Annotated in this window: 9 protein-coding genes and 1 pseudogene; 4 read left to right on the top strand and 6 right to left on the bottom strand. The window is 49.8% G+C overall.

Features of this window, described 5'->3' with window-relative positions:
- The first annotated feature begins 53 nt into the window (after window positions 1-53).
- The 4 genes and pseudogenes from LACZS1_RS12275 (at window position 54) to metG (ending at window position 4,446) form a co-directional block, all read left to right on the top strand.
- Window positions 54-533, top strand: a complete 480-nt coding sequence (locus LACZS1_RS12275) for an NUDIX hydrolase (RefSeq protein WP_070651475.1) — start codon at window positions 54-56, stop codon at window positions 531-533.
- Window positions 526-1,338, top strand: coding sequence for a DUF72 domain-containing protein (locus LACZS1_RS12270; protein WP_070651477.1), 813 nt, complete (start codon window positions 526-528; stop codon window positions 1,336-1,338). The genes LACZS1_RS12275 and LACZS1_RS12270 overlap by 8 nt, the downstream gene beginning before the upstream one ends.
- Window positions 1,339-1,482: 144 nt before the next feature.
- A pseudogene (gene pepI / locus LACZS1_RS12265) lies at window positions 1,483-2,362 on the top strand (proline iminopeptidase).
- A 101-nt stretch (window positions 2,363-2,463) separates the two neighbouring features.
- Window positions 2,464-4,446 (top strand): methionine--tRNA ligase, encoded by a 1,983-nt coding sequence (gene metG, locus LACZS1_RS12260; RefSeq protein WP_070651479.1) that lies wholly within the window; start codon window positions 2,464-2,466, stop codon window positions 4,444-4,446.
- Window positions 4,447-4,507: 61 nt separating this feature from the next.
- Here metG and LACZS1_RS12255 read toward each other — a convergent pair whose 3' ends face one another.
- The 6 genes from LACZS1_RS12255 to LACZS1_RS12230 all read right to left on the bottom strand — a co-directional run bounded on the left by LACZS1_RS12255 (window position 4,508) and on the right by LACZS1_RS12230 (window position 12,458).
- Entirely contained in the window at window positions 4,508-6,421 is a 1,914-nt protein-coding gene (locus LACZS1_RS12255) for an ABC transporter ATP-binding protein (protein ID WP_070651481.1), read from the bottom strand.
- Window positions 6,408-8,234 (bottom strand): ABC transporter ATP-binding protein, encoded by a 1,827-nt coding sequence (locus tag LACZS1_RS12250; RefSeq protein WP_070651483.1) that lies wholly within the window; start codon window positions 8,232-8,234, stop codon window positions 6,408-6,410. The genes LACZS1_RS12255 and LACZS1_RS12250 overlap by 14 nt, the downstream gene beginning before the upstream one ends.
- 53 nt (window positions 8,235-8,287) lie before the next feature.
- A complete protein-coding gene (locus LACZS1_RS12245; protein WP_070651485.1) occupies window positions 8,288-9,199 on the bottom strand; it encodes a sensor histidine kinase in 912 nt (303 codons plus the stop codon).
- Complete coding sequence (locus tag LACZS1_RS12240) at window positions 9,186-9,890, bottom strand: LytR/AlgR family response regulator transcription factor (protein WP_070651486.1); 705 nt, start codon at window positions 9,888-9,890, stop codon at window positions 9,186-9,188. Before LACZS1_RS12240 ends, LACZS1_RS12245 begins: the two co-directional genes overlap by 14 nt.
- Before the next feature lie 523 nt (window positions 9,891-10,413).
- Window positions 10,414-11,295: an aldose 1-epimerase family protein gene (locus LACZS1_RS12235; protein ID WP_070651488.1), complete on the bottom strand. Its 882-nt coding sequence runs from the start codon at window positions 11,293-11,295 to the stop codon at window positions 10,414-10,416.
- 164 nt (window positions 11,296-11,459) lie between these two features.
- Complete coding sequence (locus LACZS1_RS12230; protein WP_047107117.1) at window positions 11,460-12,458, bottom strand: tagatose 1,6-diphosphate aldolase; 999 nt, start codon at window positions 12,456-12,458, stop codon at window positions 11,460-11,462.
- Window positions 12,459-12,597: the final 139 nt, after the last annotated feature.

Below are 12,597 nucleotides of genomic sequence, written 5' to 3'. Positions count from 1 at the left end.
CGCCTTTTTGCTTCAACTGCCTTAAGCAGATCATTTTTGAAAAGGGGATGCACATGGTCAAGAAATATACATTGGTGACGGTCGAGACGCCAACGGGGTGGCTGTTGATCAACCGCACGAATCCGCCTTATCGCGGCATGTGGAATACACTCGGTGGTAAGTTTTTGCCTGACGAGACGCCGGCTGCCTGTGCTGCGCGTGAGTTGCAGGAAGAAAGCCATATTATTATCCCGGCGCACGAATTATGTGGCGTGGGGCGGGTATTTTGGCATGTTGACGGCAAACTTCGCGGTGAGCTTTATGCCTTTCTTGGAAAAACGCCTGACCGACTTCAGATGCCGCAAGCCACTCGTGAAGGCATTCTGGCGACCTTTTCCAAGGAGTGGTTGTTGGCGGATAATCCGGGGTTGGTACCGGATTTACAGCCGCTGTTGCGATACGCTTTAAAAGGCGAAAAGCACGATTACGCGTCGTATTTTACCGGCGATGTGCTGCAGAAATTTCAGATTACGGACGGTGAGGACCATGATTAACGTCGGCTTAACCAGTGTGGCCGATCATCCTAGCATTGCGGCAAATGGCAAGCGCAGTACCTTTGCGGATTATGCGCAGTATTTTCCGGTGATTGAGCTGGATACGACTTTTTATGGGCTGAAAACGGTGGACCAGATTCGGCGATGGCAGGCGCAGGTGCCGGCGAGCTTCCAGTTTATTGTGAAGGCCAGTAAGCTCATGACTAAACACGAAGCCACGCAGGATTTGGTGGCGGAATTTTCGCGGTTTAATGATATGGTGGCGCCGTTGGTTGCCGCACATCAGCTGCAGGCAGTGCTGTGCCAGTTCCCGCCTTATTTTGGTGTTACCGCAGAAAATGTCCGGTATCTGCAAAACCTCAATCAGTGGCTGCCGGATTTGCCGATTGCGGTTGAATTCCGGCATGCGAGTTGGTATCTGCCGGCCTATCGTGATGCCACGATCAGCTTGTTGCAGGCGGCAGGCGATATTCATGTCGTGGTGGATGAAGCTCAGACGGTCGGGGGATCGGTGCCGCTGGTGCCAATTGCCACGAATCCTGACTTAACGATTTTGCGCCTGCATGGCCGTAATCAGGCATGGGGTCAGAGCGGTGCCAAAACCACAGAACGGACGAATTATCGCTATAGCCAAGCAGAATTGCAACAGTTTGCCACCACTGTGCATCATCTCAAAAGTAAAAATGTGACCGTTATTTTCAACAACAATGGCGGACATGATGCCGCCGCAAATGCCCAAGCGTTCATTGACATACTGGGATTGGATTTTCCCGGATTGGCGCCGCGGCAGCTGGATTTGTTTTAGATTTTGTGAGGTAGCGTCGAATTCGGTCTGACAGTCTGGTAATGGTGTAGTACAATCACGGTAAACACATTGTTTTCACCAAAAAAGTTCAGCATTTTTTAATCGCTGACTTTGGTGCATCGTTGTTTCGAAAGGCGGATTGCTATGAAGATTAAAGAAGGCTACATGCCGTTTCATGAGTACAAAACGTATTATCGGATTGTGGGTGAACCCAGTGCGGATAAGGCGCCGCTGTTGTTAATTCATGGCGGGCCCGGTTCCTCGCATAATTATTTTGAACTCATGGACGATTACGCTGCGACCGGTCGACAACTGATTATGTATGATCAAGTCGGTTGCGGTAAGTCGTCGCTGCCAGAGGATCCGGCAGTTTACGTCAAAGAGACATGGGCCGAAGAACTCATCGCGCTGCGCAAATTTTTGCACTTGGACGAGATTCATATGTTGGGGCAGTCATGGGGCGGCATGTTAGAGATGTACTATCTGACAAGCTTTGACCCGCAAGGCATTAAGAGTGTCATGATTGACGGTTCGCCAGCATCGATTAAACTGTGGGTGCAGGAGCAGCATCGGCTGATCAAGTATCTGAGTTATGAAGACCGGGAAGCGATTGCCGAAGCTGAACGGACCGGAGACTTTAGCAACGTCAAATATCTGGCCGCCAATGACCGCTACATGGAAAAGTATTGCTGGGATGACCCGGACGAGAACTCGCCTGAGCCACTGCGGCGCCCAACTAACGGCAAGCGCGCCAGTTTGATTGCTGAAGGGCCGAATGAGTTTACCGAAAACGGGACGATCAGCGATTTTGATGATCACTGATCAACTTCACAAAATTCACGTTCCGGTCTTGGTCACCAGCGGCACGGATGATCTTTGCACACCGTTAATTGCAAAAACAGTGGTGGATCACATTCCAGGGGCAAAGTGGCATCTGTTTGCGAACAGTCGGCATTTGGCGCTGCTGGATCAACACGATGAGTTTATTGATGTGCTGGATCATTGGCTGGCGGCGAATGATTGATGGTGGTTGTGAGACAGCCACTTATTCGCCATTTTTGAGCAAGTCTGCTCATACTCTGTTATACTGGAATCATTCTGAATTAAAGTACGGGAGGCACTTGCATGGCAAGCAAACCAACTTTTTATGTGACGACACCGATTTATTATCCATCTGGCAAACTACATATCGGCAATGCGTATACCACGATTGCGGCGGACGTTTTGGCGCGTTATAAGCGATTGATGGGTTATGATGTTTTCTTCCTCACCGGGACAGATGAGCATGGCCTCAAGATTGAGCAAAAAGCCGATAAGCTGGGTGTGACACCGCAAGCTTATGTCGATGGCATGGCGGCGCAGATCAAACAGTTGTGGAAGACTCTTGAGATCACCAATGACAAATTCATTCGGACAACAGATAAAGCCCACGTTGAGGCGGTTCAGGCAATTGTCGAACGGCTTATTAAGCAGGGCGACGTTTACCTTGGCGAATATACGGGCTGGTACTCGGTTGAAGACGAGGAATATTTCACCGAATCGCAACTGTCAGAAGTCTATCGGGATAAAGACGGCAAGGTTGTTGGCGGGAAGGCGCCATCCGGTCATGAGGTTCAGCTGGTTCATGAGCCAAGCTACTTCTTCAAGATGAGCAAATATACGGATCGCTTGCTGAAGTATTATGATGAGCATCCTGATTTTGTGCAGCCGGCTTCGCGTAAAACGGAAATGATCAACAACTTCATTAAGCCGGGCCTTGAGGATCTGGCAATGAGCCGGACGAGCTTCAACTGGGGCGTTCAGATTCCGTCTGATCCGAAACACGTGGTTTATGTTTGGGTTGACGCCTTGCTGAACTATATCACGGCACTTGGCTATGGCAGCAACGACCACGCCTTGTTTGACAAGTATTGGCCGGCCAATGTGCAGCTGATCGGTAAGGAAATTGTTCGCTTCCACATCATCTACTGGCCGATCATTTTGATGGCCTTGGGCCTGCCTTTGCCGAAGAAAATTTACGCCCATGGCTGGCTGGTCATGCGCGATGGGAAAATGAGCAAGTCAAAAGGCAATGCCGTTTATCCGGATATGATTGTGGAACGTTATGGCTTGGATGCGTTGCGGTATTACCTGATGCGGGCGATTCCGTTTGGCAACGATGGTCTGTTCACGCCTGAAGACTTCATTGACCGCATCAACTATGATCTGGCCAATGACCTCGGCAACTTGCTGAATCGCACCATCGCGATGATCAATAAATACGAAGACGGTATTTTGCCAGCCTTCAAGCCGGACGTGACGCCATTCGACAAAGAGCTTGGTGATGTGGCCGAAGCGGCTTTGACCGAGTATCACAAGCTGATGGACGAATTGCGCTTCTCGGATGCGTTGGATCAGGTGTGGAAGATCGTTTCCCGCGCCAACAAGTACATTGACGAAACCGAACCTTGGAAGTTGGCTAAGGATCCGGCCAAAAAGGATCAACTTGATTCCGTCATGGCACATCTGGCCGAAAGCTTGCGGCTGATTGCCTTATTGATTCAGCCGGTCATGACCCATGCACCACTGCAGATTTTTGGCCAACTGGGCTTAGATCACGAAAACGATGATCATAAAATCGTCAAGTGGGGTGCACTGCCTGCTGGCGCCAAAGTGGTTGAACAAGGTACACCGATCTTCCCACGGCTGGATGCTGAAGAAGAAGTTGCCTATATCAAGAGTCAAATGACACTAGGCACGGCAAAAGCAGCAGTCGATGAAAAGAGCCGCAAGCCGGAAATCGAGTTCAAACAATTCGATAAGAGTGAAATCCGAGTTGCAGAAATCCTCGATGTTGAACCGGTCAAGGGTGCAGATAAGTTGCTGAAGTTCACCCTCGATGCCGGCGATAAGGGCACGCGCCAGATCCTATCAGGCATTCGTGAATTCTACCCTGATTACGAGAAGTTGAAGGGCAAGAAAGTCATGGCGGTGGTGAACCTGAAGCCGCGGAAAATGAAGGGTGAGATTTCCGAGGGGATGTTGTTATCAGCTGAAAGCTTGGATGGTAAGAAAATCACCTTGCTGGAAGTTTCCGAGAATTTACAAAACGGCAGCTTGGTTGGTTAGACAAGATAATTTAAAAAGGGCACGCGGCAATTTTTTGCCGGTGTCCTTTTTGCATGCTTTGCTAATCCGCCACTGCCGTCGTAGTAGCGGCAACCTTCTTCCGAGCCGCTTTGATGCGGTCTTCCGTGTAATATTGCGCCTGGGCGTTGAATAGGTCCCGGTAAATGCCCGGATGCGCCATGAGGCTGGCGTGGGTGCCGTCTTGGACGATTTGACCGTGATCAAGGACCACGATGCGTTGTGAGAAGCGGGTGGAGCTCATCCGGTGTGAGACATAGATGGCGGTTTTGCCTTCGATGAGTTCGTCAAAGCGCTGGTAGATTTCATATTCGGAAATCGGGTCAAGCGCTGCCGTGGGCTCATCCAGAATCATGATTGGCGCATCTTTGTACCAAGCGCGGGCGATGGCGATTTTCTGCGCTTCGCCACCGGAAACGGTCACACCATCATCGCTTAAGGCTGTGGTGATCGGCGTATCGATAGTTTTCGGCATCCGCTTGACGCGATCGGCGACATCCGCAACCTTCAAGGCTTCCCAAACGCGTGCCCGATCTGGATCGGTCGTGGCGGCCACATTTTCCGCGATGCTGTAAGCAAAAAGGCGGAAGTCCTGGAAAACGACGCCTAACAGACTGCGGTATTCGTCTTCGTCGTATTTCTGGATGTCAATGTCGTTTAACGTGATGGTGCCTTCAGTGGGCTTAAACAGGCGCACCAGTAGTTTGATTAACGTCGTCTTGCCGCTGCCGTTGCGGCCGACCAACGCGAGTCGTTCGCCGATGTTCAGCGTTAGGTTGACGTGACGCAAGGCCCACTGGTCGCTGCCGGGATACTTGAAACTGACATCGTGAAATTGAATGGCAAATTCGTTGTCGTTGCGCTTTTCAACCGGAAGTGTTCCGGATTTATCGTGATCCGGCAAGGCGAGAAAATCAGCGTAAAATTGCAGGTAATCGACCATGTTGACGTACATGCCGACTTGCTGCAGAAATTGATAGGCGGCGGTCATCAGTTGCTGAAAGTACCCGACGGCGATCATCACGCTGCCAATGGCGATAATGCCCATTAACGCTTTAGCGCCAACCAGGATGTACAAGCCAATGACCGACAGCGCTATGGCTAGGTTTGGCCAGTGACCGAACTTGGCCATTTGCCAATAACCTTGGCTAAGTTGTCCAAAGAATTCGTTGTTGTCATTGCGTTCATTGTTCATGACTAAGTGGCTTGCTTGATAAAGGCGAATCATTTCATGATTATCCATATTTTCTGTGAAGTGGTAAAAGTACGTAAATCGGCGATTGCTTGGGATGATTTTTCTGATCAGTTCTTGTTGAATCTGATTACTGTGGTGAATACTCCAGCTGCCAACGACAATTGGGAAGATTAGTAGCGCCAAAATCAATAGTGGATAGCGAAAGTCGTTCAGCCAGGTTGTTGCGTGGTTAGTTGCCCGTGCCAGACTGATCAAAGTGGCAACACCGAAGCCAATCGCAATGATTAGCGAAAAGAAATCCTGCATGCCGTCTTTCATGAGCGATGTCATACCGCCATTAAAAGTTTGCCCGGCTTGAGCACCGGCATACTGTTTACGCATATCGGGATCCTGAAGGGTGGTATAACTCACCGTCAACAATTTCTCGGTTGTTGCGCGGGTGAGCCGCCTGTTTACGCCGCTTTCATGATCTTCGGCTAATTTAGCAAACCATTGACTCGACAGTTGAAGCAGGTAACGAATGGCTAGAAACAGACCGACAAGGAGCACCATTTGCGGGAGCGTTGCATGTTGCTGTAACTGATTAAGCACCAAGCCGAGGAAGGCGATGTTTAGGTAAGGGATGCCGACAGTCGTCAACGCGCGGAGAAATTCGACCGGAATCGCAAGTGGATCGAGACTTTGAATCACGTGAACCACCCGCAAGGCCCGATGAACGGTTTGTTTTGGCATGGCTTTTTCTGAACTTTTAGAAGTTGCCATCAGCAATGACCTCCTTTGCGTCCGGTTGATAATACTTACTTTGGATTTGATACATTTGGGCATAACGGCCGCCTTTGGCCATGAGCTGTTCATGAGTTCCGGATTCGAGTACCTGCCCATGATCCATAAACAAGATGCTGTCACAAAAGCGGGTCGAGGCTAGTCGATGGGAGATGAACAGTGACGTTTTACCAGCCGCCAGCTGCGCATAGTCTTGGTAAATCTCATTTTCGGCAATCGCATCCAGTGCGGCGGTTGGTTCGTCCAAAATCAAAACGGGTGCGTCTTTATACAGTGCCCTTGCCAACATGAGCTTTTGTGCCTGACCACCGGATAATTCAACGCCGTCATCTCTGGTATAACGGGTCATGGGCGTGGCAGTTGTTTGCGGTAGCGTTTTGACGAAGGTTCCCAAGCAAGCCTCGGCTAATGCAGTTGTGACCCGGTTTAGATCCGGATGTTCGGTCATCGCAACGTTGTTGGCTAAACTCTGGGCCAGGATAATGGTTTCCTGAAAGACGGGGGCAAATAAGGCAAAACGTTCTGCTAGTGGTAAAAGATTGGCATTTAGCCCGTTGATGGTGATGGTGCCGCTGGTTGGATGCAATAGGCCCATCATGAGGCGGGCGAGCGTTGATTTGCCGGCGCCGTTAATGCCGACGATCGCCAATTTCTGTCCAGCCTTTAGTGTGAAGCTGACGTCTTTAAGACTGGCACTTTTAGCTCCTGGATATTGATAGGTGACGTGCGAAAACGTGATGGTGACAGGGCGTTTTGCTAACTGCTTCTGCTCCGTTTCCGTGAGTGTGCGGGTTGGCGTTTGCGGTTGAAGATTCATAAACTCGCGAACTTCCTGCAAGTCGATGCTGGCATTTTGCAGCTTGCCGAAGTCGTCCAAAAGTTGATCCAATAAGATGACGAAACTATTGGTCATCCCGAACATTAAGGTGAACTGAGTGATGGAAAGACTGCCGCGCATGACTGCCACAATCAAGGTGCCGTAAACAATGGCGTCACGTAACAAGCCGGCAAGTTGACCGATTTGCTCTCCGAGAAACCGGCGCAGCGAGTTACGGCGCTGCCAGGCATCTTGTAACTGAATTAAGCGATCAAGGTGGCGATGGTACCAGTTCGCCATGCCGAACATGCGAATGTCTTTACCATTTTCCAAGGCATAGGCATTGCGGGTGATGTAATCTTGCTGACGGCCTAACTTGTTCCATTTGACGTTGTTTTGTAGATACCAATGGCGGTACCAACTCATGCCGGCGTAACTGATGGCGGCACTGACTAAGACCAGTGCAAAGACCCACGGAACGGCAAATGATAGTGTCGCTAGGAACACGATCAGCGTTGTGAGGTCTACTAGTGTTCCACGGCCATACAGATAGATAGCTTCGGCGCCGGCATATGTGTTGCTCAGCCCTTTTTCGAATGCGGTGTGGGCAAGGCCCTGGAGTTCGCCGCTACTGATCTGATCGTAGTCAAGATCCCATTGCTTTTGGTGAAAATCCATTTCGATAGCGCCACGTAATATGGAGCTGGCAACGTTGTCATGAGTTAGCAACAGATAATTAACTTCACTGGTCAGCGCGAGCCCCAGTCCGGTTAATGTTGCCACCCAAGCAAATTGGCCTAATGTCGCGTGTCCGGTAATGGCCCCGACCAACAGTGCCGGCGTAAAAACGCCTAGCAAAGCGGCTGCGGCCTTATCAATGGCTAGGCCGCTTGCTGTCCAGGCTAAGGAAGGTTTGTCTTTACGCAGATACTTGATGTACCAGCGGAGATTGTTCCATAAACTATATTTTTTCATCCCACTCACCTCGTTGATCTTAACCTACCAAAAAACCGACGCGCTGACGCAAATTATGCGTGAGTGGTCGGTTTGACTGCGTGAATGGGAATCGCAATTTCGGTGACGAATACTTCATCCTCATATTGGCGGTTGATCATCCCGTCGTACTTGGCGACGAGCTTATTCACCCGCCGAATCCCGAGGCCGCGTTTATCGCTTTTGGTGGAGGCGTATTGATAGTCAATGACTTGGTCAGCCGGCCGGGTATTGGTGACGGAAATGTAAAACTGTTGCTTCACAATGCCGATATAAAGTCGTAGCTGGCGCTTTTCATCAGCTGGTTGTTCACTGATGGCTTCAATGGCATTATCCAGCAAGTTGCCTAAAATCACCACCAAGTCCACGTCTTTGATAAGCGGCGTGTTACCTACGATCACTTTTTCATTAACCGGGATCTGCAGGCGTTCTGCTAGTGTGAGTTTCGCGTTGACAATGGCATCGAGCATGGCATTGCCGGAGTGGACGAGCGGATCGACGGCGTCCAATTTATCTTCCAGTTCATTCAAATATTGACGCGCACCGGTCGTGTCTTGATTGTCTAGATAAGCTTTTAGTGCCTGTAGGTGGTCATGATAATCGTGCCGCCAGCCGCGCATGTTAGCGTACAGCTCCTGCACTTCCTGTGAGTACTGAGCCATCATTTTATCCAGACTGCGCGCAAACACCGCGTCCTGATCACTTAGAAACTGGCGAATCAAGACAAACTCTAAGCTACCTGCCAGAACCGTGCCGACGAAAAGCAAGATGCGCACGATTGGCTGCGGCCAAAGCCACCAGCTGCCGAGTGCAACGGCGACGATAGCGAGATTCAACCAGCGGACTGGCCAATTTTGCTGGCGGCGAAAGATCCACCATAGCTGCCAGCAACAGCTCACTGTCAGTAACAGAAACGCGACGAGGCCGATCCAATCATTCACTGTCATCTGTCAGCCCCCGGAAATGTTTGAAAAAGGCTTGCTTAACCACCGGCGCCTGTTGTCGGGAAACCGGATAAGACGTCCCATCGGCCATCACAACGGTGTGGTGATCGAGCTGGGATAAAAAGTTAAGGTTGATGACGATGGACCGGTAGATTTGAATAAAGTTGTCGTCCAACTGGGGCAATAAGTCTTTTAACTGGCCGCTCACGGTGTACGTCGTTTTTTGGGTATGGACCTGCAGCCGATGGTCGGTCACTTCGATAGCGCTAATGTCGTAAAGCGGCACCCGGGTGAGACCGGTGGACGTTTGCAGCGGCAGCAATTTAGGCTGTGTCCGAGCCGCAGTTTTGTCGATCAGATGCTGCAGCTTCTCTTTGGTGAGCGGTTTGATGATGTAGTCAATGGCGTTGACATCATAGCCGTCAAAAACGAACTCGTCATAGTTACTGACAAAAGCGATGGCGGTGTCGGGATCGTGTTGGCGGATTCTTTTGGCAAGCGTCATGCCGTCCATCCCCGAGCCAAGCTTGATGTCCAGCAAAAGAAGATCCGGCGTCTGTTCGGCGAAAAGAAACTGTTCCGCACTTGCATAAGCCGCCACTTGCAACGGCTGCGATGGCTGAGCCAATTGTTGAATCAATTTAACGGTTGCTTTGCGGGTCGCCGCTTGATCATCAATAAGTGCAATGTGCATCTGGAATCATCCCTTTCGCCAGTATGCTTTTATTTTACCGCAACTGTGCTAATGTTCTGGTGCATTTGGCTAAATTTCGACAGCGGTGGTGGAAATAGCGGAAAGTGTGAAACTTGAAAGAAGTTCGGTCACGATCCACATCCATAAGAAAAGGGCGAACAAAATTCCGTTATCAGAATTTCGTTCGCCCTTTGTCTCTTCATGGGCAATTCGTCAGAAATTTTAAGATATGAGTGCCAAAGCGGAGCAATCGTAGGCCAGAGGGGCTCAGTGGTGAGATTGTACTAGCCGGGCGATCTTCCCGGCGTAGTACAAGGCCGAGCTTTAAGACTCAGCCGGTTTTGCTGAGGCTTAAAGTCGTGCCCACCACTCTAGCTTCGCGGTCGCCAGCCCTTGCTCTGGCCGGAGATTGCGGAGTTTGGCACGACATGGAACTAATCGCCTAAAGCTGGGGTATCGGTTAGAGCTCAGTGAATCAAAAGCATTCAACAAGCATGATAACTCGAACGCTAAAAATAGATGTTTACTTTAAAGCAATCTTCAACGCCAGCTGCTTATTGGCACCTGCCGACAGCGTGGTGTTGCCAAGCTTGGTGTACCAGTCGGATGGTTCGCCGGCTTGGTCAGGCAGACCGTCAAATGGCTCAACGGCGATGAACGGTGCCTTTTTATGTTCAGGGCTCCAGATGGTGAGGTAAGGGAAGTCGTTGATATCAAGCGTGACGCTGTGATCATGGTGCGGAGATGCTAAGGTTGCTTTCATGATTTCGCTGTTGGCCAGAATGACCAAGCCGCCATCTAGCAACTCGTGCGTCAATGGCAACTTATTGCCTTCTGCGCCGGGGATATCCTCGACGTCGCCATTTCGGAACGGCACTGGGCCGATGCCGAACCGCTGCAAGGGACTATTCAGCGGTTCAACCGTGAGATCATAATCATCAAAGCTGCCATCGGCCTTCAACGCCACATTGAAGGCCGGATGGAAGCCAAGTGCGAACGGCATTGAATCCTTGTCGTCATTGGTCACGGTGTAATGAATACTGAGCCCGTCTTTGGTCAACATGTAAGTCACCGTTAACGTATATTTAAACGGAAACTTTTTCAACGTCTCGGCGTTTTGATGTTGCGTAAAGGTCACTGCTGAATCACTTTGATCGCTGACGTCAAAATCGTAATCCCGGGCAAAGCCATGTTGGCTCATCGGGAATGTTTTTGCGCCCAGCCGATACTGATCCTCATTTGATTTGCCAATTGCGGGGAAAAGAATCGGGGCATGGCGATTCCAAAAAGTTTTGTCACCATTCCAGATGTATTCGTAATTGTCACTTTTGTTGACTAATGACTGCAACTCGGCACCGCGCTCGGCAATGCCTGCTTTGAATTGATTATTTTCAATTGTGATCAAACCATATTACCTCCTAGTATAAGAAACCGCATTCATTATCAGTCTACCACTGTGTCAATGGGCTGCAATGGTTAGTGAAAATTTTCGTAAATGTGATCGTTCTTTTGCAATGAAAAAGGCTGACCTCAATGCGGCCAGCCTTCTCGCTTACTTATTTATCAGAACTAACCTTCAACCTTGTCCGTCCAAGGAGTGGCAGTTTCAGCCAAAACCTTGTTCAAACGATCAATGTTAGCTTTGCCATCGGTTTCCAGCCACTTCTTGCCGGCAGCTTCGCCTTCAGCAGCAAATGGCTTAACACCTGGCTTCCAGGTTGCCCGGCCGCAAAGGACACCGTTAAAGGTTGAACCTGCTTCCTTGGCAAATTTGAGTTCTTCAAGGAACAATTCGTTGGAAACACCGGCAGACAAGAAGATGAATGGCAGATCCGTTGCATCGGATTGTGCCTTGTAGTACTTAGCAGCTTCTTCTTTGCTGTAAACCGGGGTCACACCTTCGTCGGTATAGCCTTCAACAAACTTCTGGTCAACCGGAACTTCAAGCTTCAAAACGGAAACGTTGTATTGCGGCTTGCTGAATTCCTTGGTGATCTTGATAACTTTTTCCGGCTTAGCCTTAGCCCATGCAGCGGTTCCGGTTTCGTTGGTCTTACCATCGTAAGAAACCAATTCAAGGAACAACGGCAGGTCGTTGGCTTTAGCTTCGGCACCGACACGTTCAACAAAGGCGTACTTGCGATCGTTGATGCTGTCAGGTTCGTCTGGATCAATGTACAGCAAGAACTTAACCGCGTCGCCGCCTTCGTTCTTGATGCGCAGTGCACTCTGGTTGTCGATCAAATCAGGGAAGCGGCCAGGTTCGGTGGCATCGTAGCCGGTCTTTTCATAAGAAAGTAACAGACCAGACTTAGGATCGCGCACCTTGGCAGCCGGTAAGCCATATTCTGGATCGAGCAGAATGGCACTGGCATACTTGGTTAATTCTTCAGAAACAGCCTTTTTGAAATCAACGATGGTGGTTTCGTCAGCCGGCTTGTTGGCAGCGGCCGCAAGCATCTTCTTCAGGGAACCGCGTTGGTCGATGGCCAAAGCGGAAATCACATTGTCATCATTGGACAATTGCTTCAAATGTGCTAACTGACCAGCAGTAAGTTTAACAGACATGTAAAAATACCTCCTAGGTAATCCTTAAATGTTCAGTACAAACTCAGTATAGAACAAAATGACAACAATAAACATTTTTCGCCGAGGATTTTCATGAAACTCCAAGAAAATGGGTGAATAATAGAAACTTTAACCAAAA

Origin of the sequence: Lacticaseibacillus zeae subsp. silagei (assembly GCF_030770335.1) — a bacterium.
Lineage (GTDB): Bacteria > Bacillota > Bacilli > Lactobacillales > Lactobacillaceae > Lacticaseibacillus > Lacticaseibacillus zeae.
The sequence above is the reverse complement of the archived record's forward strand: the minus strand, read 5'-3'. Positions and strand labels throughout refer to the sequence as shown.

Excerpts from the sequence above, each read along its gene's own strand:
- LACZS1_RS12275 (WP_070651475.1), top strand. The coding sequence starts at position 54 with ATGGTCAAGAAATATACATTGGTGACGGTCGAGACGCCAACGGGGTGG.
- LACZS1_RS12270 (WP_070651477.1), top strand. The coding sequence starts at position 526 with ATGATTAACGTCGGCTTAACCAGTGTGGCCGATCATCCTAGCATTGCG.
- metG (WP_070651479.1), top strand. The coding sequence starts at position 2,464 with ATGGCAAGCAAACCAACTTTTTATGTGACGACACCGATTTATTATCCA.
- LACZS1_RS12255 (WP_070651481.1), bottom strand. The coding sequence starts at position 6,421 with ATGGCAACTTCTAAAAGTTCAGAAAAAGCCATGCCAAAACAAACCGTT.
- LACZS1_RS12250 (WP_070651483.1), bottom strand. The coding sequence starts at position 8,234 with ATGAAAAAATATAGTTTATGGAACAATCTCCGCTGGTACATCAAGTAT.
- LACZS1_RS12245 (WP_070651485.1), bottom strand. The coding sequence starts at position 9,199 with ATGACAGTGAATGATTGGATCGGCCTCGTCGCGTTTCTGTTACTGACA.
- LACZS1_RS12240 (WP_070651486.1), bottom strand. The coding sequence starts at position 9,890 with ATGCACATTGCACTTATTGATGATCAAGCGGCGACCCGCAAAGCAACC.
- LACZS1_RS12230 (WP_047107117.1), bottom strand. The coding sequence starts at position 12,458 with ATGTCTGTTAAACTTACTGCTGGTCAGTTAGCACATTTGAAGCAATTG.